The following is a 20,386-nucleotide window of genomic DNA, read 5'->3' as shown; positions in this document are numbered from 1 at the left end:
ATGGATTTACATCTCGCAACTCGCCGGCACGGTCCCGGGTCGCGACGATCAGGCGGAACAGGGGGGACTCCATGCAAGCCAGCCCGCCGGTGCGGTTCCTGATCGTCCTGTCCATGCAGGAAAATTGCGCAAGGTCCGCCGGCCCGGCCCGGATCGAGCATTTCGCCCCGGCCTACTACCTGTTCAAGGATGCCGGCGCCGATACCGTGCTTGCCTCGCCCTGCGGCGGCGATGCGTCGCTTGCTATCGCCCCCGGCGATGGCGGCGGCAGCGATCCGGACACAATCCGCTTCCTGGCCGACAGGCATGCCCGCGACGACCTGGCGGACATGCTGTGCATCGGCCAGATCGTGGCGGAGGAGTTCGATGCCGCCCTGTTCGTCGGCTTCTCCGGAGCAATCCGGCGGCCCGACGCGCTGGGGGTCGCTCCGCTCCTGGCAGCAATGCTCGATCTGGGCAGACCGGCCGCGGTGGTCCCGGGACGCGGCCTGCAGCTCGCTGCCGGCGATGCGGCAGAGAGCCTGCTGCTTGTCGCCGACCATCCGCAGGCCGCGCGCCTCGCTGCCCATGCCCTTCTCACGATCGTCGAGATGCAGCGCCGGATCGAACCGGCGGGCGCCTGACCTCCCGCGGATCGCTTTGCATCGATTTGCGACGCTTCACTCGCCTTCCGCCGGCCTGCCGGCACACCCTGCCCGTGTCGAACCGCAGCGAACCGAGCGCAATGAGGGTCGCCATGAACGAACGCACTTTCACACCAGCCCCAGGCGCCACACGGCGCGACGTGCTTGTAGCCGGTGGCTTCGCGATCGCAGCGGCGACGCTGCCGATCGGAGCCCTTGCCGCCGCCACCAGCACCTCTCAGAACCCGAAAGGAGACAGGATCATGTCATTCGTCGAGACCAGGGACGGGACCAGGATTTTCTACAAGGACTGGGGTCCGCGCGACGCGCAGGCGATCGTCTTCCATCACGGCTGGCCGCTGAGCGCCGACGACTGGGACGCGCAGATGCTGTTCTTCCTGGCCAAGGGCTACCGGGTCATCGCCCATGACCGCCGGGGACATGGCCGGTCCTCCCAGACCTCGAACGGCAACGACATGGACACCTATGCGGCCGATGTCGCGGCGCTGGCCGAAGCGCTCGACCTGAGGGGCGCAGTCCATGTCGGCCATTCCACCGGCGGCGGCGAGGTCGCCCACTACGTGGCGCGGGCGAAGCCGGGGCGGGTGTCGAAGGCGGTGCTGATCGGCGCGGTGCCGCCGATCATGTTGAAGACGCCGGCCAATCCGGGCGGGCTGCCGATCGAGGTGTTCGACGGCTTCCGCGCCGCCTTCGTCGCCAACCGGGCGCAGTTCTTCCTCGATATCCCGTCCGGTCCCTTCTATGGCTACAACCGCCCGGGGGCGGAGGTCAGCCAGGGCGTCATCCAGAACTGGTGGCGGCAGGGCATGATGGGCGGCGCGAAGCCGCAATACGACTGCATCAAGGCCTTCTCGGAGACCGACTTCACGGAGGACCTGAAGACGATCGCGGTGCCCACCCTGGTGATGCACGGAGACGACGATCAGCTCGTGCCCTATGCCCAATCCGCGGTGCGGTCGGTCGACCTGCTGAAGACCGGCTCCCTGCAGACCTATGCCGGACTGTCGCACGGCCTGTGCACCACCCACCCGGATCTGGTCAATGCCGACCTGCTGGCCTTCATCCAGGGCTAGCGGCGGACGACGATCCCGGCACGCCGACGGCCGCATGCAAGCTGCGCAGCGGCCGTCGGCCCGGGATCGCCGCGCAGCTTGCGGCACCTCCAATGGACGAAGCCAGGGAAAGGCGGATATGCACCCATGCGGACGGCCCGCCCGTCGCCGACAAACTGGACATCCAGACCGCCGGTCCGCGCGGCCCGTCCTTCCTTCAGGGCAGCACTATTATCCGATCTCGGCCGGGGCTTGGGAGATGGCTCCGGGGGGTCATGAGCTGCCCTTGCCGGTTGAGGGCGAAGCGGCGCACTGGGACCATCGGGTGGATGAGGACCACTACGAACAGCCCGGCAACCTGTTCCGGCTGATTTCGCCGGCGGCACGGCAGGCCCGGTTCGCGAACACGGCTCACAGCCTCGGCCTGGCGGAGCGGCGGATCCAGCTGCATCACATCGCCAACTGCAGCCAGGCCGATCCCGCATATGGCGCAGGCATCGCCGCGGCCCTGGTACTGGAGGTAGACTGCACCGCGGAATGAATGCATGGGCTCCGCACCGCAGAGCCGCAAGCCGCCGGTGGGCGTGCCCCTTCAGCCGGCAACGCTCTGGCCCAGACGGATCGCTTGACCCGAAGCATCACATTCCACGACCATGGTGACCGGTATCCGTGCCAGAAGGCGCGTTAGAGTTGTACGGCAAGCAGGTTCGGCGAGAGCAGCGATCCATGGTCGAATGCGGGACAGATTCGGAAAGCGCCCGGCTGGAGGCTCTGGAGCGTTACGGGATTCTCGATACCGAACCGGAGCAAGCCTACGACGAGGTCACCGCTATTGCCGCCGGCATCTGCGAAACGCCGATCGCAATTGTCAGTCTCGTTGACCGCGACCGGCAGTGGTTCAAGAGCTGTGTCGGATTGGAGGTCAGGGAAACCCCGCGCGACGTCGCATTCTGCCACCATGCCATCCAGCGGCCGGGCATCCTGGAGGTGGAAGATGCGCTGGAGGATCCGCGGTTCCGTTCCAATCCGCTGGTCACCGGTGCGCCGGGTATTCGCTACTACGCCGGCGCCCCGCTGGAAACCCCAGACGGTCACCGGCTGGGAACGCTATGTGTGATCGACCGGCAGCCACGCCGCATCAGCCTGCCGCAACGGCGCGCCTTGGAAGCTTTGGCGCGACAGGTAGTGTCCCAGCTCGAGCTTCGGTCCGCATTCCGCACGACGGAATTGATGCGCCGCAGGCTGGAAAAGGAAGTCGCCAGACGTACCGCCCTAGAGCAGCAATATCGCCGCGCGGAGGGCTTCCTGCGGGAAACAGGCGACGCCCTGCCGGATCACATCGCCATCCTGGACCGCGAAGGGGTGATCCTGCAGGTGAACCGGGCGTGGATGCGATTTGCCAGGCGAAACGCACCGCCATCGGCCCTGCCGCGGCTGGGCCCGGGCGCCAACTACCTGCAGGTGTGCGACGCAGGCTCTGCCCGTGGCTGCATGGAGGCGGCGGAGGTGGCCGGTGCGATCCGCGCCGCTCTCCAGGGCACAATCGAGGCAGGCTGGAATCTTGAATATCCCTGCCACAGCGACCGCCGGAAGCGCTGGTATATCGCGCGCGTCGCCGGATTTTCCGAAGGCAGCAAGGCCTATGCCGTAATCTCCCACCACGACATCACGCAGCGAAGGCAGGCCGAGGAGGAACTCTGGGCGCTGAACCGCAACCTGGAGGATCGCGTGGCTGCCCGTACCGGCGAACTGTCGCAGGCCAACAGCCAACTGCGCGAGAGCGAGGCGCAGCTGCGCGCCCTGGCCGCCCGCCTGCGGCGGATCCGCGAAGAGGAGCGCAAGCTTATCTCGCGCGAGATCCACGACGAGCTCGGACAGTTGCTCACCGTCCTAAAGATCGACCTGGCGGTGCTGCGCAGCGACCTTCTCGCCGACGGCGACGGTCCCCCACCCGATCAGGTCGCCGCGGAGCTGGAGGGCATGGCCGGGCTGGTGGGCGACACATTGCAATCGGTGAAGCGTATCGCCAAGACGCTTCGGCCGGAGGTCCTGGACAGCATCGGCCTGGAGTCCGCCCTGCAGTTGCAGGCAAGCGAATTCCGGTCCCGCTCCGGAACGGTCTGCGACATTCGAATCGATGCCGACCTGTCGCAGCTCGACGAAGACGTTCGAACCGCCCTGTTCCGCATCACGCAGGAAGCACTGACCAACGTGGCACGCCACGCCCAGGCGAACCGGGTCGAAATTCGCATCGCGCGGGACAAAGGCAGCCTGGTGCTCTCTGTGCGCGACGATGGCGTCGGCTTCGCCCGTCTGGACACCGCACCGACATCGCTGGGCATCCTCGGCATGCGCGAGCGCGCCGCCGATATCGGCGCAAGGCTGGATCTTCAGGGTGCCCCCGGCAACGGCACCGCTGTCGTCGTCACCTTGCCCACCGCACAGCCCTGATGCGACGGTGAGCCCGATGATCCGCGTGTTGATCGCCGATGACCACAGCCTGATCCGGGAAGGACTCGCCAAGGTCCTCGCCCGCCAGTCCGATATCCGGCTGGTGGCCGAAGCAAGCAACGGCACCGAGGCGGCGAGAAAGGCCGGCAGCGACGACGTGGACGTCGCGATCCTGGACTTCAACATGCCCGGGCGCAGCGGGCTGGATGCCCTGAGCCATATCCGTGCGCTGCGACCGAAGCTGCCCGTGATCATCCTCAGCATGATGCCCGAGCGGGACCTCGCGCTGCGCGCCTTCAGGGGTGGCGCCGATGGCTTCGTGTCCAAGGACAGCGCCGCGGAAGAAATCGTCGAAGCTGTCCGTACCGTCGCGTCCGGCGCAAAGTATGTCAGCGCGGCGGTTGCCGAACTCCTGGCAGTCGGGATCGCCGCACCGGAGTCCCAACAGCCCCACGAAGCGCTCTCCAACCGCGAGTTCCAGATCATGCGGATGATCGCCTCCGGTCACGGGACCAGGCAGATCGCCGACGAACTGTCGCTGAGCGTCAATACCATAGCGACCTATCGGCGGCGGGTCCTGGAGAAACTGGGACTGAAGAACGACGCCGACATCATCCGCCATGCCATCCAGTACAGGCTGATAGATTGAGGACCTTCTGTCACGACTTTCGCGACAGGATGTTCGCCGCATCCGCGACAGCAGGATCGCTGTCCCTGCGATAGTGGCCTAGCGCCTCGCCGCCTACTTTGTCCGACATGAGCAATCGGACAGGTGGCCGCGCCATGAAGGTACTGATCTGCGACGACTCGGCGTTGGTGCGCGCATGTTATGTGCGCCAGATTCGCCGCCTCCCCTTCGTCAGCGAGGTGGTGGAGGCTGCTGACGTCGCCGGCGCGCGCGCGGCAATCGATGCCTCGTGTCCCTCGGTCGTTCTTCTCGACTATTTCATCGGCCTCGAAACGGCGCTGGACGTTCTGCACGGCATCGTCCTGCCGAGCCCCTGTCCCCGGCTGCTCGTCTTCTCCGCCGATCCTGAGGGCATCCCCCAGGACCTTTGCCGCGCAGCAGGCGCGGAGCGGATCTTCGACAAGGTCGACGACTTCCCTGCGCTACTCGACTTCCTGCGCACCGTTGCGGCGCAAGACGAGACCGGGACCTCAGGCTGGATCGCAGCGCACGAGACCGCCTCCCTCTCGAACAGCGGGACGGACCGGAACAATGCGTGACATCGAACGGATCCAGAGGCCGGCGACCCTGATCGTCGAGGATGACGACTTCCAGCGGCGGACCCTAGTGCGCATGGTCCGCAGACTCGACAACGGGCCGGTTTTGGAGGCCCGCGACGGGGTCGAGGCGTTACGGTTCCTCGAGGACAAGCCGCACGGGATCGGCCTGATCCTGTGCGACCTCGACATGCCGAACATGGATGGCCTGGAGCTGGTGCGCCACCTGGACCGGAGCGGCGGCAGGACGGGCCTCGCGATCACCAGCGCGCAGGATCCTCAGGTTCTGAGCTCGGCGGAAACAATGTGCCTGGCCTACGGGATCGAGCCACTCGGTATTCTTCGGAAGCCGATCCTGCCGCGGCATGTCGAGGATCTGGTGCGCAAGAATGCGGCGCGCCACGGCACTCCCTGCACCACCGGATGCGGTGGCCGCGCGCACTGTGCCTGCAGCACCCCCGCCACAGCATCCGGACCGGAGCCTATTGCCATCGAGGAGATCCTGGAGGGACTGGCGGAGCATCAGTTCGTGCCATTTTTCCAGCCGAAGGTGGCGCTGGAAGATGGGCAGGTGGTCGGTGTGGAAGCGCTGGCACGCTGGCAGCATCCGCAGCGCGGCACGATCGGACCGGGCGCTTTCATTGCCCAGATGGAAGAGGCGGGCCGCATCGGCGCGTTGACCGCAACCATGCTGCACCAGGCGGCAGCGGCGCGGCGGCGGTGGCAGGATGCCGGCATCGAGCTGACCGTCTCGGTGAATCTCTCGCAGATCTCCTTGGCATCCGTCGGTCTCGCCGACCGGGTCACGGATATCATCTGCACTGCGGGTAGCCGCCCACAGGACGTTATCCTGGAGATCACCGAGACCGCCGCGATGACGGAAGTCGGCCTGTCGCTGGAGAACCTCACCCGTCTGCGCATGCGCGGCTTCGGCCTCTCCATCGACGATTTCGGGACCGGCTATGCAGGCATGCAACAGCTCGGACGGGTTCCCTTCAGCGAACTGAAGATCGACCGCGGCTATGTCTCCGGGATGCATTGCCGGCGGGACGCTCGGGCTATCGTGGATGCCAGTATCGGCATCGCCCGCCGGATGGGAATGACCTGCGTGGCCGAAGGAATCGAGACGGCGCAGGAGTGGGAGGCCTTGCGCGAGGCGGGCTGCGACGTCGCCCAGGGCTATTACATGGCCCGTCCGCTGGCGGAGGATGCCCTGCTGGCCTTCTGCCTGGAGCGGCTGTGATGACGGACCGCACGACACCGGAAAATGCGGCACCGGCGAAGCGACAGCCGGCACGATTTGCGCTGCAGCGAGCGCTCGCAATGCTGGCGCTGGGTCTGTCCTATGCCATGGCGGCACAACTCGCTGTCACCAATCTTGCCATTCCGCCCACCGACGTGGTCCCGATCTGGCCGGCTGCCGCGGTGGCACTGGTCGGGCTGCTTGCCGGCGGTATGGCGCTCTGGCCGGGTCTGGCCGGGGGCGGCCTGCTGTTCTTCGCGATCCACTACGGCATCGGCGATTTCTCACTCGCGGAGCTTACCACGATTGCCGGACATGTGGCGGCGCCCGTACTGCAGGCCGTGCTGGCCGCGGCACTGGCGCGTCAGCACTGGCAACGCCTGTCAGCGGGCGACCACAGGGCCGCACCGGGCTTCCTCCTCCGTGGCGGCCCCCTGGCCTGTATCGTCGCACCGAGCCTGAGCGTGCCGCTTCTCGTCTGGAACGGGCAGATCCCCGGAGACGATGCCATCACCACATGGCTGTTGTGGTGGAGCGGCGACAGCCTGGGCGTGGTTCTGGGAGCGCCCCTTGCCATGCTGCTGCTGCCGCCGGCCCGCAATGCCTGGCACGGCCGCCGGCTTCAGATCGTGCTGCCGCTTGCCGGCACGTGTGCCCTGGTTGCCGTCGCGATGTCATGGGCAGTGCACGTGGATTGGCGCCTGGCACATGAAGAGCGCGCCCTCAATGCAGCCGGCGCGTTCGACAGCGCGAATGCGGAACTGCTGACCGCGGTCGATACCGCCGCCGCGACGGCCCATCATCTCGCCTTCAGCGAAGGCGAAGCGGACGCGGAGTTTCGCCAATTTGCGTCGCGCGTGCTGCCGCCTCGCCTGTCTGCCCTGGCCTGGGTGCCGCGGACCACCCAAAACGCACAGGCGCCCGGAGCGCCCGCCGGGTCACTACCGCAGGAAACATTCCCGGTCACCGAACTGGTGGCACAGCGGGAGCTGGAGGGCATGGTGGGCCTGGACATCTCGGCCTGGCCGCACTGGGCTGCCGCGCTGGCGCGGGCCCGCCGCAGCGGTCGGCCGGTCGCGACGGCGGCAGGCGACGCCACCGCCGGCGCTCCGCCCTACGTGCTTGTCCTTGCGCCGGTCTATAGCGATGGATTGACGCCCTCTGTCGAGGCGCGGCTCGGCACCGGCCTGCGCGGCTTCGTGGCCGCGGTGCTCGATCCTGCCCAGTTCGCCGAAGCAACCGCGGGCCTGGCGGCCCGCCACCGCCTCGTCATCCAGGTCAACGACGTATCGCCCGCAGGCGTGACGACGGCACTCGCACAGGGTGGATCCGCCGCACCCGCCGGCAACAGGCCGGCGATCTGGGAACATGACATCAATCTGCCGGGCCGCATCTGGCGCCTTCGCGCCTTGACCGCAGATGGCGCCCACATGTTCGGCGAGAGCCTGGTGTCGCGGATCTTCCTGACCCTCTGCATCGCGACAGCCTTGCTCATCGCGATCTACGTCCTGAACTCAGCCGGCAACCGCCGGGCTGACGGCCTTGCCGTTCAGCGCCGCACCTCGGAACTCGCCGACGCGCATCGCCGGCTCGAGCGGGCGATGAACCTGGCGCAGGTCGTCGATTGGGAACTGGACGTTGGGAGCGGTGAATTCGTTCTGAACGATCGCTACTACGCCATGATGGGCACCAAGGTCGAGCAGGTTGGCGGCTATCGCCTCGCGATCCGCGACTGGCTGCGGATGTTCGCGCATCCGGAGGATCGCGACCGGATCGCCGCGCTGTTCAATATCCCCCGGCATGACACCAAAGACCTCGCCATCGACCAGTGCGAATTCCGCCAGCTGCGCATCGACGGTTCGGTTTGCGACATCGCCGCACGTTTCGAGATGCGGCGCGACGGCGATGGACAGGTGGTGCGGGTGATCGGAACCGCGCAGGACATCAGCGCGCTGCGCCGGGCGGAGCGAGCCCGGCGCGAGAGCGACGAGTTCAACCGCAGCATTTTCGAAAGCAGCAAGGAATGCATCAAGGTTCTGGACCTGGACGGCAGGCTTGTGGACATGAATCCGCAAGGCCGCGAGGTGATGGAAGTCAGGGATTTTGAGAACATCCGGCACGCCGAGTGGGTCAGTCTCTGGCTGCACGAGGAGGATCGCGCCCAGGTACGGTTCGCGCTGGAGGAGGCGCGCCAAGGTCGCAGCACCCGGTTCAACGGACAAACGCCGACATTCGCCGGTACCCCGAAGGTCTGGGATGTCATCGTCAGTCCGGTCCTCGGCGCGGACGGCCGCGTGGCGCGCATCCTCGGCGTTTCGCGGGATGTGACCGCCGAGCATGAGGCCCGGGCATCGATCCAGGAGCTGAACAGCAAACTCGAACGGGAAGTCGAGGAGCGCACACGAGAACTGGCCGATAGCGAACACCAGCTCCGGGCGATCTTCGACAGCGCGGCAGTCGGCATCATCTTTGCCGATCCTCGGGGACAACTGCTGCGGGCGAACCCGAAGTTCTACGAGATTCTGGGCTATGCCAGGACCGAACTGGCCGGAGCGATGCCGGATACGGCCATCCACCCCGACGACCTGGCGATCCATGAGCGCCAGATCGAGCGCGTGACCAGGGGGGAAATCCAGAGCTACACGCAGGAGGAGCGTTTCATCCGCAAGGACGGCGAGACCACCTGGGTCCGCGTGAACGGCTCGGTCATACGCGGGGCGGATGGCGAAGTCCTTTACCGCCTTGCCATGGTCGAGGATATCGCCGACGCGAAGCGCGACAGGGAACGGCTGGACGCGAGCGAACGGCGCTACAGGCAATTGTTCGACGGCAACCCGATGCCGATGTGGACCTACGATGTGACCACCCTCGCCTTCACCTCGGTGAATCAGGCCGCAATCGACCATTACGGCTATTCGCGCGAGGCGTTCCTGCGCATGACGTTGAAGGATATCCGCCCGCCGGAGGACCTGCCGCGTCTGCAAGGGGCGTTGCAGGAACTCGAGCCCGGCTTCCATTCCGTGCGGAACATGCGGCACATCCTGCGATCCGGCCGGGTGATCGACGTCGACATCACCTCGCACGACGTGGGGGAGAGCCTGAAAGGGCAGCGTCTGGTTCTGGCCAATGACGTGACCGAGCGCCGGCGGGCCGACGCGCTAGTGGCCGGACAGCGGGAAGCGCTGGAGGCCGTCGTCAGGGGCGCCTCGCTCCGCGACACGCTGGACTATCTGGTGCGGATCCTTGAGCGATGGACCCCGGGCCTGCAATGCGCGGTGATGCTGCACGATAGGCGGAGCGCCTGTCTGGACCCGGTCTCTGCGCCGAGCCTGCCGGCCCGGATGGTCGGCGGTCTGCGCGGCACACCGGTCGCCGAGGGCATAGCCCTCTGCGGTACGGCGGCCTGGCGCAACGCCGATATCGTCCGTACCGCCGTCGATGCCCCGCCTCCAGGTGGCGAAGCGGGTATACGGCATGGGTTTCATGGCGCGTTCTCGCTACCGATCCGCGATCCGGACGGCGAGGTCCTGGGCACATTCGACGGCTATTGCCGCGCCCCCGGCGAAGTCGCCGAAGGCAGCCTCGACATCGCGCGGACCTTGATCCACACCGCGGCAATCGCGATCACCAAGCAGCAGGAGCGCGAAGCCCGCATGGAGAGCGAGGCGCGTTTCCGGGCGATTTTCGAAAGCAGTCCGATCGGCATCGTCCTGGCCGCCCCCGATGGCATGATCCTGGCCGCGAATCCCCGCCAGTGCGATATGCTCGGCGTCCGGGAGGACGAGTTCGTCGGCACTTACGGCCTCCGCGACTATACGCATCCCGACGATATCGACCGCGACATGGCACATTTCGAGCAGGTTGCCGCCGGCGAACTCTCCAGCTATGCGATCGAAAAGCAGGCCTTGCGGAAGGACGGGACCGGACTGTGGGTCAGTGTCAGCGGATCGGTGGTCCGCGACCCCGACGGCAATCCCCGCTATGCCGTCCGCATGATCAAGGACATCACGGACCGGATCAACAACGAACGCGCCCTGCGCGAAAGCGAGGAGCGCTACCGCACCACTTTCCAGCTCGCCGGCCTCGGCATCTGGCATATCGGGGCCAACGGCTTTGCCACCGTCAACCCCCATCTGTGCCAGATGACGGGATACGACGAGGCGGAGCTGCTTGCCATGGCGCCGGACGATCTCGCCTTCGATGGCGAACCCCTGCTCGACCCGGCGCAGGTCGCGGCGCTCCAGGAGGGCACACTCGCCAGCTTCTCGGTCGAGCGGCGCTACAGGCGCAGGGACGGGGCGCCGATCTGGACCAACGCGACGATCTCGCTTGTGCATGGCGAGGATCCGGGTCAGGCCTATCTGCTGGGAATCGTGGAGGATGTGACGCGCCGCAGGGCGGCGAAGGAAAAGCTCCACCAGCAGGAGGAAGTGAACCGGCTCCTGCTGGAGAACCTGGCCGAAGGCGTGGTTGCCTGCGACGGGGACGGCGAACTGATGCTGTTCAACAGGGCCGCACGCGATTGGCATGGCACGGATCCGCTGCGGATTCCGAAGGAACAATGGTCCGAATACTATGATCTGTACGAGGCCGATGGCCGCACGCGTCTTGCCGTGGACCGCATTCCGCTGATGCGGGCGTTCCAGGGCCAGACCTTTGCCAATGCGGAGATGAGCATCGCCCGCCGCGGCTTTCCCGCCCGCCAGGTGCTGGCATCCGGCGCCCCCCTCTACAACGCCGAGGGCGAGAAACGCGGCGCCGTGGTCGTGATGCACGATGTCACCGAACAGCGCGCCGCCATGCTGCAGCTGCAGAAGGCCGCCGAGGAACTGAAGGCGGCGAATGCAACGGTCGAGCATGAGCGGACCTCATTGGCCACGCGGGTGGCGGAGCGCACGACCGAACTCACCACCACCAACGCCGAACTGGTACGCGCGAAGGAAGCCGCAGAGGCGGCCTCCCGAGCCAAGAGCACCTTCCTTGCGACGGTCAGCCACGAGATCCGCACGCCGATGAACGGCGTCATGGGGGCGATCGAGCTGCTGGAACGCAGCGGGTTGGAGCCTTCGCAGGCCAAGCTGCTGCGCACCGCTGGCAGCTGCTCGCGTTCGCTGCTCGCCCTACTGAACGATCTCTTGGACATGGCCAAGATCGAGGCAGGCCGGATCCAGCTCACGCCCGTGCCGACATCCATGGCGGAAGTCGTGGCCGAGGTGGTGACGATCCATCGTCCCAATGCCGGGGAAAAGGGCGTCGCTATCCGCAGCGAAATCGGCGCTGCCGTGCCCGACTGGCTTTCGGTCGACGATCTGCGCCTCAAGCAGATCCTCAACAATTTCCTGAGCAACGCGGTGAAGTTCACCGCCAGTGGCCGGATCGATGTCGACGTCGACAGCGAAGTGTTGCAGGGATCCCGTCACCGGCTGCGGTTTACGGTGCGCGATACCGGCACCGGCATCGATTCCCGGTCCCTTGCAGTTCTTTTCCGCCCGTTCGAACAGGGCACGGCCGAGTTCGCCCGCAGGTCTGGCGGCACCGGTCTCGGCCTGGCCATTTCGCGCGGGCTCGCGGAACGGATGAACGGCAGCGTGACCCTGGAAAGCACCCCGGGAGCAGGCACGACCGCGACCCTGTTCCTGGAGGCGAACGAGTGCGGCGCCGACTGGCATGCCCACGATCCCGGACCCGCCTGGGAAGGCGACATCGTCGAGGAATTCGTCGCCCGCAGGGCCCCCGGTACGAAGGCACCGGTCCTGGTGGTGGACGATCACCCGGTGAACCGGGACGTGATTGTCCGCCAGCTCAACCAGCTCGGGATCGAGGCTTTAGCCGTCGCCAACGGTGTTGAGGCGATGGAGCGGCTCCGCAACGGCCGCTTCTCACTGGTGATCACGGACTGCGAAATGCCGCAGATGGACGGCTATGCGCTGGCGCAGGCCATCCGCACCGAGATGCCGGACATGGCCGGCACCGGCATCGTCGCCTGTACCGCGCATGCCCTGCCGGAGGTAGCCGAACGCTGCTACGCTGCCGGAATCGATGTGGTCCTGACCAAGCCGGTCGATCTGGCAGGACTCGCCGGCACCTTGCAGCGCTGGTGGCCGGTCGGTGCCCTGCCGCACCCTGCCGACGCGCGTGCCGAGGCGGAGCCGGAGGCATTGACCGCGACAAGCCCGCTGGACATGGATCATCTTGCCCTCATCAGCGGCGGCGACCCTCAGGTGGTGACCGAGATCCTCGAGGACTTCCTGGCAACATTCCAGGCCGGTCTCGAGGAGCTTGAACATGCCGTCGCGGCGGCAGACCTTCCCGCATGCCGCGCGGCGGCCCATAAAAGCAAGGGCGCCTGCCTGACGATCGGGGCGGGTCCGCTGGCCCATGCGATCTCCGCGCTGCACGACCGGGCGCGCGAGGGATCCGACCCGACGGCTCTTGCCGAGGCATTGACGGCGATCCGGTTCGAGGCGCGGCGTCTGGACAGCCTTCAACAGGGCAGGATCGCCGGTGCGCGAGCCTTGCCGGGCGACCAGGCCCGCGGTGCGGCATGATACCTTCACCCCGCAATGCCGGCGTCTCAGATCAGCCCCGCCCCGGCCAGGTCGTGCATCAGCCGCCCGCTGCCGTAGCTCCAGGGCGGGCAGTCGGATGACAGCCGAACGACATTCGCCCGGGTGCCGAGCGCGGCAGATGCAATCGACACCCGGTCGCCGAGCCGGTGGGCGAAGCCGCCGCCGGTCTCGGCGCGGTCCTGCGATGGTACGAACATGGTACCGAGATAGAGCGCCGTGTTGCCGATCCGGGTCTCACACCTCCAGCCGCGCCGGCGCCGAGTAGGTGCTGGGCTCCGCCGGCACCCAGCCCTGCAGCGCCTCCGGCCGGGGCCGCAGGATCTCGACCTGCAGCGGGAAGCAGGCGGCGCGATCGTCCGAATGGCCGGAGCCGCAATCGCCGCCCGGGCAGGCGGAGAGCGCGCCCAGCAGGTCGATCTCGGCCAGGAAGGTGATGGCATCGCCCGGCCGCACCGGGCTCGCCTTCATGAAGTACTGGTGGCTGTCGCGGGTAAAGCCAGTGCACATGAAGACGTTCATCACGTCGTGCACATGCGCCTCCGCCTCCGCCAGTGGCAGGCCGGTCGCCGCCGCCAGCGCCCGGGTCAGGTTGGCATGGCAGCAATGGTGATAATCGGCACCGGTCAGCAGGCGGTTGGTATGCGGATCGCAGCGGGTGCCGATCACGTCATGCACCCCCGCCCCGTCATCGTCCCAGCCGTACCAGCCCAGGCTGTCGGCGACGATCGTCGCCAAGGGGCGCAAGTGCGGCAGGCTGCTCCACAGCCGGTCGCCGGTGGTCAGGTGGCTGGCTTGCAGCTGCCGCGTCTTCCCGCTGTAGAAGCGTTCCGTCAGGTCCTGCGCGTGCCACAGGTTCAGGTCGCCGACCTGCGGGCCCTGCACGCAGCGGATCCGGAACAGATGGCCGGCCGGTACGCGGAACGCGCGGCCGTCGCGCGGCGGGACGATTACCGTCTCCACCACCGCCGCACCGTCGGCGACCGCGGCGCAGAATCCCGGATCGACGGGCGGCAGGCCCGCCACCGGATAGCAGACGACGGGCGGCGCCGCGCGGCGCGCGGCCGCGTCCGGCGGCGGCGGTGGGCGGTTCCGGAAGTCACGGGCCATGCGGCGATCTCCTGCAGGGCGGCGGCAAAGTCTGGCGGAGGCGCGCGGGCGCCGCCAGTCCGGCCCCGATTTCAGGCGGCCGGCAGGGGCTGGAAGAAGGTGACCAGGTTGCCGTCGGGGTCGAGCACGGCGAATTCCCGCAGGCCATGGGGCTTGTCGGCAAGCGCGCCGTTGGGATGGACGATGCCCGACTGCCGGCAGGCATCGTGAAGCGCGGCGATGCCTTCGGTGGCGATCCGGCAGCTCGCCGTGCCGGCAAGAAAGCTCTCGGCGCCGCTCTGCACCGGTCGCCCGCCGTCGCGTCGCCGCCAGTCCTCGTCCGTCGCCGCCCAGAGATGGACCTGCACACCGTCGCGGACAAGGATCGCGTAGCCGGGGTCGATATGACCCACCCGGAACCCCAGCTTCTCGGCATAGAAGGCGGCGGCGGCTTCCGTCTCGCGTACGGGGAGGACCGGAATCGCAGCGGTCATGCGGCTTTCGCTCATCGCTTCTCTCCGTTCGACAGTCGGCACCGGCCTGCAGGGCCGGCCTGCAAGGGGGTGCCTGCGACATTGCCACCGGAGGTCGTCCCGCGGAACCGGCTTGGCAAGCGGAGCGGTCGATGGCAGCTTGCGACTGCCCCGCAACAAAGCCGTGCAGATGTGTCGCCATGCAGAATTCTCCCGGACAGTCCTGCACCGCCCTGGTGGTGCTTCTTGCACTCGCCTGCCTGCTCTGGACCGCCGGTCCGGCCGGCGCCCAGGCTGACGGTCGGGCCGATGGGCAGGCCATCGGCGTGGTCAAGTCGCTGGAGGGCAGGGTGGAACTGGTACGCGCCGACGGCCCGGTGACGGCAAAGGTCGGCAGCGACGTCCTCGTCCTGGACCGGCTGCGCACGGGGGCGGACGGTGCCGTCGGCGTGACTCTGGAGGACGGCACCCTGATCTCGCTCGGCCCGAACTCCCTGTTCGAGTTCAGTGCCTTCGAATATGCGCCGCGCCGCGGCGCCTTCGGCTTCATGGGCTCGGCCCTGGGCGGCACCATGGTCTATACCTCGGGCAAGGTCGGCAAGCTGGCACCGGCCAATACCCGGATCCGCACGCCGCTTTCCGTCATCGCGGTCCGCGGCACGCGCTTCGCACTGCGCCTGCCCGAAGCGGTGGAGGACTGAGCCATGGCCGGCCCCATCGGAAAGCTCATCTGCACCGCAGCCCTTGGCCTGGCGCTCGCCGGCTGCGCGGTCGCGCCGTTCGACACCGATCCGCCGGCCGGCCCGCGGCCAACGGCACCATTCGATGCCGCCCTGTTCGACGCCTATGTGGCGCTGGGCGATGCGGAGCGGGCGGAATACGACTGGCGCGATGCAGCCGGCTTCTACCGCCGCGCCGACATGGTCGCGGCGGGCGAGCGGGTGGAGCCGGAAGCGCTCGACCTGCGCAAGCTGCCGGAAGCGGCGGTGCCCACCCTCGCCGCGGCGCGCAAGCGCCTGGTGGACGCCCTCGCCGCCGGTGCCCGCGCCCTCACGCCGGAGGCGGCGGCCCGGGCCCAGGCCGGTTTCGACTGCTGGCTGCAGGAGCAGGAGGAGGATCTGCAGCCCGACGACATTGCCGCCTGCCGCGACCGCTTCGAGACGGCGATGGTCGAGGTCGAGCGCGCCCTGAAGGGGGCGGTCGTCGTCCTGCTGGCCGATCCCGACGGCGAGGTGGGTGCTGTGGAGCTGAGCAATGACAAGGGCTCGGTCACCCTCTCCGCCCTGCGCGAGAGCGCGGTGGTGCCAGAGGACGATGCGGCGCCCGATGCCACCGGCCGGCTGCCCGAACAGGACGTGCAGGAGATCTTCGGGACCGCACTGGCGGCACAGCCCCAGCCGCCGACCACCATCCGGCTCTATTTCCAGGCCGGCACCAACCAGCTGACGCCGGAATCGGAGGCGGCGCTGCCCTCGGTCCGCGAACTTATCGAGAACCGGGTCGTACCGGGTGTCGAGATTGCCGGCCATACCGACCGGGTCGGTGCGGCGCCGGTCAATGCCCGCCTGGCGTTGCAGCGGGCCCAGGTGATCGAGCAGATGCTGCTGGAGCTGGGTGTCCCGCCGCGCCTGATCCGGGTCGACTCGTTCGGCGAGAACGACCCGGTGGTACCCACAGCGGATGGTGTCGACGAGCCGCGCAACCGGCGGGTCGAGATCACCGTGCGGTGACGGGCTGACGTGGCGGGACAGCCGCAACGGCCTGTCCGGACCGACGGAGCGCCAGCCGCGACGGACGCAGGCCCTGCGGCGTTCGGTCCAGGGCCGCCGACAGAGATCGCGCCGCGACGGACGCCGCTGATCGGCGCAGCCCTCCTGGCGCTGCTGCTGCTGGGCTGGTTCGCGGACCTCACGCCGATCAACGCGCTGCGGCTCTGGGGCTTCGACCTCGCCGGGTCGCTGCGGCCGGACGCCGCCGGTCCATCGGCGGTGGTCGTGGTCGATATCGACGACGAGAGCCTGGCCCGCATCGGCCAATGGCCCTGGCCCCGCGACCTGCTGGCGCGTGCCGTGGCACGGCTGGCGGAGCAGGGGGCCGCGGTCGTGATCCTCGACCTCCTGCTGGCTGAGCCCGACCGGCTGGACCGGCACGACATGGCTCTGGCCTCCGCCCTGGCATCCCTGCCGACGGTGGCCGGTGCCGCCGTGCCCGCGAGCCGTTCGCCTGCGGCACCCTCGGAACCGCTGATCGGGCGCTTCGCCACCCGCGGGGTGCCGGAACTCGACGGCCTGCCGCATGCGGATGCCCTGGTCCCCGCCCTGCCGGTGCTGGAGGCGGCAGCCGACGGCATCGGCCTGCTGAACCTCTATCCCGATTTCGACGGCGCGGTGCGCACGGTGCCCGGCGCCATCGTCGTCGGCGGGCGGCTGTTCCCGGGCCTTGCGGTAGAGGGGGTGCGGGTCGCCGCAGGCGCGCCGAACCTGATGCTGGAGGTCCCCAGCGGGCTGGGAGCGGAGGGCATCGCGATCGCCGGCCATCTGATCCCCACGGACTCGCATGGCCGGATCTGGATCGACCCGCGCAGCCCGGAGCGGATCCCCGTCCTGCCCGCCCATCGGCTACTGGCCGGCGATGCGGCACTGCCGGCCCTGGCGGGTCGGGTGGTCGTGCTGGGGGTCTCCGCCGCCGGTGTCGCCGCGGCGCTGAAGACCGCGTCCGGCCATGTCGTCTCCGGCACCCTGTTCCAGGCGATGGCGATCGATTCCATCCTGTCCGGGCGGGTGATGGCCCGCCCCCCTGCCCTGCGGCTCGCCGAGGCCGGCGTGGCGATGGCCGTCGGCCTGGCCATCATCCTGGCCTCGCCCTGGCTGACCCTGCCGCTGCTGGGCCTGCTCGCCGCGGCCCTGACCCTGGCCCTGGCCGCCATCGCGGGCGGGCTGACGCTGGGGGCCGGCCTGCTGGTCGACGCCAGCTTCCCGATCCTGGCCGGGCTGGTGCTGGCCGGCCAGGTCGCGCTGGTGCGGATGCGGGAGCAGGTCCTGATCCGGCGCCGGCAGGCCGCCGCCCTGGCCCGGCAGGACGCCTATATGCGCCGGGTGGTGGATGCCAGCTTCGACGCGATCGTGACCGTCGACGCCGAAGCAATGGTCCTCACCGCCAATGCCGGCGCGGAACGCCTGTTCGGCATCGCAGCCCGGGCCCTGCCCGGACGACAGCTCGGCGACCTGCTGCCGGGCTTCTGGCAGGCGGCGATGGGGCACCGCCCGGACGATGGTCATTCCGGCCGGCAGCTGGACGCGACGGTGCGCGGCGAACAGGTGCTGTCGATCGAGGCGGCCCATGCGAACGGCCATACCGTGCCGGCCGAGATGACCATCGCCCGGGCGGAGATGGCGCAGCCGGTCTTCGTCATCGTGCTGCGCGACATCAGCGCGCGGATCGGTGCGGAAGAGGCGGCCCGTCGCGCCGCCGAGCGCCTGCGCGACGGGGTCGGCCGGATCACCGACGGCTTCGCCCTGTTCGGGCCGGACCGTCGCCTGGTGATCTGCAACAGTCGTTTCGCCGCCCTGCTCGGCCCGGCCGGCAGCCTGGCCAATCCCGGCATCGGCTATGACGCGCTGATGAGCCGCTATGCGCGCTCCGCGGTGGCACCGGTCGATGCCGGCGGGCGGCCGGACGCCTGGCTGGCGGACCGCATGGCCGCCTTCAGCGCCGGCGGGCCGCCGCGAATCCAGGAACATCTCGACGGCCGCTGGTTCCGGGTCGACGAGCGTCCGACCGCCGAGGGCGGCCTGGTGACGATCTATTCCGACATCACCGAACTGAAGCTGCACGAGATGGAGATGCTGGAGGCGATGCGCCGGGCGGAAACGGCGAGCGCCGCGAAATCCGCCTTCCTGGCCAATATGAGCCACGAGCTGCGCACGCCGCTCAACGCGGTGATCGGCTTCGCCGACATCATGAAGCAGGAGCTGTTCGGGCCACTGGGCAGCGAGCAGTACCGCAGCTATGTCGGCGATATCGTCGGCAGCGGCACGAAACTCCTGGGCATGATCGAGTCGATCCTGGAATTCTCCCGTGCCGAGCAAAAGCCCGTCGCCACCCCGGGCGCGCAATGCCGGACCGCCGACGTGGTCGACGCGGTGCGCCGCGATCTTCATACCGCGGCCCTGGAACAGGCGATCGAGCTGAAGGCCGAACTGCACGACGGACCGGCCACCCTCGGGGTCGATGCCTCGGTGCTCTACCAGGTCCTGCAAAACCTGGTCTCCAATGCGATCAAGTTCGCCCGGCCGGGCACGGCGGTGGTCACCCGCAGCTTCGTCGACCGCGACGGCAGGCCCGGCCTGTCCGTCAGCGACGAGGGTATCGGCATTCCCGCCGACCTCATCGACCAGCTGACGCAGCCCTTCTGGCAGCGCCAGGGGGCGCTGGTCCGTGCCCATTCCGGGGTCGGCCTGGGCTTGGCGATCGTGAAATCGCATGTCGACAACCTGCAGGGCGAACTGCGGTTCGACAGCCGGGAGGGCGAGGGAACGACGGTGACGGTGTGGTTCCCGGCCGCCTGCCGGGTGCCGGAAGGCAATGCGCCGCCAGCATAGACCGGAAGCCGCGATGGTCCGGCTTGAGGTCTCCTTCAGACGGGCGGACAGCCTCTATTTGAAGCCAAGCTCCGCCAGATAGCGCCGCACACCCGGATGGATGCGATCCGGGTCGCCGGCGGCCCGCCACGTGTTCGACGGCAGGGTATCGCGCCCCTGTTCCAGGCGGTCCTCCAGTGCCGGCTGCGCTTCGTGGATCGCCTTGGCAAGGCGAGACGATGCGGCGCTTCACATCCTCCGGCCAGCGCCGCCGCACCGGCGGCGCTCCCGCTTCCCTGGCGTCCACTTCGGTCGAGGTGGACACCTGTGCATCATGCTCGATCATGCCGCAGAGGATCACGCCAAAGGCGGCCTCAGCGGAAGGCGGCCCTCACCGGAGGCTTACCTTCCACAGGCAGGAAGCCAACCGGCTCCGTGTTCCGGACCACGCCCAGTTCCTGCCGCCAGCGATACAGCAGTCCGCGATCCAGATCGTGCCGGCGGGCAACCTCGGTCACCGTCACGCCGGGCTCCAGCGTCTCGACGACAAGCCGCTCCTTGTCCGCACGAGACCAGCGCCGCCGGCGAACAACACCGCTCAGGATCTCCAGACGCTCGACAGTCACGTGGCTATCCTCGTCGCCAACAACGTGGCTTACACCACCGCGACAGGACAGTCGGTCACGCTGCTCCGAGCAAGGCGGTCGTCACCGGACGCTTACCCCGGACCGGAGGTCGAGCCGGATCGAAGGCAGGGGAACGGCAGACAGCAAAAAGCCCCTGCGGCGTGGTAGCCGAGGGGCTTGATGGCTGGTTGCGGGGGCAGGATTTGAACCTGCGACCTTCAGGTTATGAGCCTGACGAGCTACCGGGCTGCTCCACCCCGCGTCGAGGTGTTGTGTGCGTTGGATCGTGTGAGGGAACCTTCCCATTATCTGGCCTTGCAGCCTTTCCCCATGCCCGTTTCCGGGCCATTCCCTGTCATGAGCGGACCTGGCGGCGACCTACTCTTCCGCGTCTTAAGACGAAGTACCATCGGCGCAGAGGGATTTCACGGCCGAGTT

General features: G+C 68.3%; 15 protein-coding genes and 1 tRNA gene. 11 read left to right on the top strand and 5 right to left on the bottom strand.

All coding sequences use genetic code 11. The features are described 5' to 3' along the window. Positions 1 to 71 precede the first annotated feature (71 nt). The 8 genes from ACFOGJ_RS25105 (at position 72) to ACFOGJ_RS25070 (ending at position 13,162) form a co-directional block, all read left to right on the top strand. The gene (locus ACFOGJ_RS25105) at positions 72 to 623 is read left to right on the top strand and encodes a hypothetical protein (protein ID WP_379905820.1); all 552 of its coding nucleotides are present in this window, start codon (positions 72 to 74) and stop codon (positions 621 to 623) included. A gap of 263 nt (positions 624 to 886) precedes the next feature. Further along, a complete protein-coding gene (locus tag ACFOGJ_RS25100; protein WP_379905818.1) occupies positions 887 to 1,717 on the top strand; it encodes an alpha/beta fold hydrolase in 831 nt (276 codons plus the stop codon). Positions 1,718 to 1,982: 265 nt separating this feature from the next. Then, positions 1,983 to 2,237 (top strand): catalase-related domain-containing protein, encoded by a 255-nt coding sequence (locus tag ACFOGJ_RS25095; RefSeq protein ID WP_379905816.1) that lies wholly within the window; start codon positions 1,983 to 1,985, stop codon positions 2,235 to 2,237. A 149-nt stretch (positions 2,238 to 2,386) separates the two neighbouring features. Next, positions 2,387 to 4,147 carry a GAF domain-containing protein gene (locus ACFOGJ_RS25090; protein WP_379905813.1) on the top strand — a complete coding sequence of 587 codons (1,761 nt, stop codon included), beginning with the start codon at positions 2,387 to 2,389 and terminating at the stop codon, positions 4,145 to 4,147. A gap of 16 nt (positions 4,148 to 4,163) precedes the next feature. Next, entirely contained in the window at positions 4,164 to 4,796 is a 633-nt protein-coding gene (locus tag ACFOGJ_RS25085) for a response regulator (protein ID WP_379906232.1), read from the top strand. A 134-nt stretch (positions 4,797 to 4,930) separates the two neighbouring features. Next, complete coding sequence (locus ACFOGJ_RS25080) at positions 4,931 to 5,374, top strand: hypothetical protein (protein ID WP_379905811.1); 444 nt, start codon at positions 4,931 to 4,933, stop codon at positions 5,372 to 5,374. Beyond that, positions 5,367 to 6,614 (top strand): EAL domain-containing response regulator, encoded by a 1,248-nt coding sequence (locus tag ACFOGJ_RS25075; RefSeq protein WP_379905809.1) that lies wholly within the window; start codon positions 5,367 to 5,369, stop codon positions 6,612 to 6,614. The genes ACFOGJ_RS25080 and ACFOGJ_RS25075 overlap by 8 nt, the downstream gene beginning before the upstream one ends. Then, a complete protein-coding gene (locus tag ACFOGJ_RS25070) occupies positions 6,614 to 13,162 on the top strand; it encodes a PAS domain S-box protein (protein WP_379905807.1) in 6,549 nt (2,182 codons plus the stop codon). Before ACFOGJ_RS25075 ends, ACFOGJ_RS25070 begins: the two co-directional genes overlap by 1 nt. Before the next feature lie 26 nt (positions 13,163 to 13,188). Here ACFOGJ_RS25070 and ACFOGJ_RS25065 read toward each other — a convergent pair whose 3' ends face one another. From ACFOGJ_RS25065 to ACFOGJ_RS25055, 3 genes are all read right to left on the bottom strand, one after another. After that, a complete protein-coding gene (locus tag ACFOGJ_RS25065; RefSeq protein WP_379905805.1) occupies positions 13,189 to 13,380 on the bottom strand; it encodes a hypothetical protein in 192 nt (63 codons plus the stop codon). A gap of 37 nt (positions 13,381 to 13,417) precedes the next feature. Beyond that, the gene (locus ACFOGJ_RS25060; RefSeq protein WP_379905803.1) at positions 13,418 to 14,290 is read right to left on the bottom strand and encodes an urea carboxylase-associated family protein; all 873 of its coding nucleotides are present in this window, start codon (positions 14,288 to 14,290) and stop codon (positions 13,418 to 13,420) included. Between the two features lie 71 nt (positions 14,291 to 14,361). After that, positions 14,362 to 14,778: a bleomycin resistance protein gene (locus ACFOGJ_RS25055; protein WP_379905801.1), complete on the bottom strand. Its 417-nt coding sequence runs from the start codon at positions 14,776 to 14,778 to the stop codon at positions 14,362 to 14,364. Between the two features lie 164 nt (positions 14,779 to 14,942). On the opposite strand from ACFOGJ_RS25055, the gene ACFOGJ_RS25050 reads away from it, so the two are divergent. The 3 genes from ACFOGJ_RS25050 to ACFOGJ_RS25040 are packed head-to-tail and all read left to right on the top strand — an operon-like array spanning position 14,943 to position 19,343. Next, on the top strand, positions 14,943 to 15,443 hold the full coding sequence (locus ACFOGJ_RS25050) for a FecR family protein (protein ID WP_379905799.1): 501 nt from the start codon (positions 14,943 to 14,945) through the stop codon (positions 15,441 to 15,443). A gap of 3 nt (positions 15,444 to 15,446) precedes the next feature. Continuing rightward, on the top strand, positions 15,447 to 16,472 hold the full coding sequence (locus ACFOGJ_RS25045) for an OmpA family protein (protein WP_379905797.1): 1,026 nt from the start codon (positions 15,447 to 15,449) through the stop codon (positions 16,470 to 16,472). Positions 16,473 to 16,481: 9 nt separating this feature from the next. Continuing rightward, positions 16,482 to 19,343, top strand: a complete 2,862-nt coding sequence (locus tag ACFOGJ_RS25040; RefSeq protein WP_379905795.1) for a CHASE2 domain-containing protein — start codon at positions 16,482 to 16,484, stop codon at positions 19,341 to 19,343. 353 nt (positions 19,344 to 19,696) lie between these two features. Here ACFOGJ_RS25040 and ACFOGJ_RS25035 read toward each other — a convergent pair whose 3' ends face one another. Together ACFOGJ_RS25035 and ACFOGJ_RS25030 are read right to left on the bottom strand one after the other, a co-directional pair. After that, the gene (locus tag ACFOGJ_RS25035) at positions 19,697 to 19,948 is read right to left on the bottom strand and encodes a transposase (RefSeq protein WP_379905793.1); all 252 of its coding nucleotides are present in this window, start codon (positions 19,946 to 19,948) and stop codon (positions 19,697 to 19,699) included. A 185-nt stretch (positions 19,949 to 20,133) separates the two neighbouring features. Then, positions 20,134 to 20,210, bottom strand: a tRNA-Met gene (locus ACFOGJ_RS25030). Positions 20,211 to 20,386: the final 176 nt, after the last annotated feature.

Source organism: Marinibaculum pumilum, assembly GCF_042646425.1.
In the GTDB taxonomy this organism is placed as follows: Bacteria; Pseudomonadota; Alphaproteobacteria; order Ferrovibrionales; family Ferrovibrionaceae; genus Marinibaculum; species Marinibaculum pumilum.
This window is presented reverse-complemented; position numbering and strand designations above follow the sequence as displayed.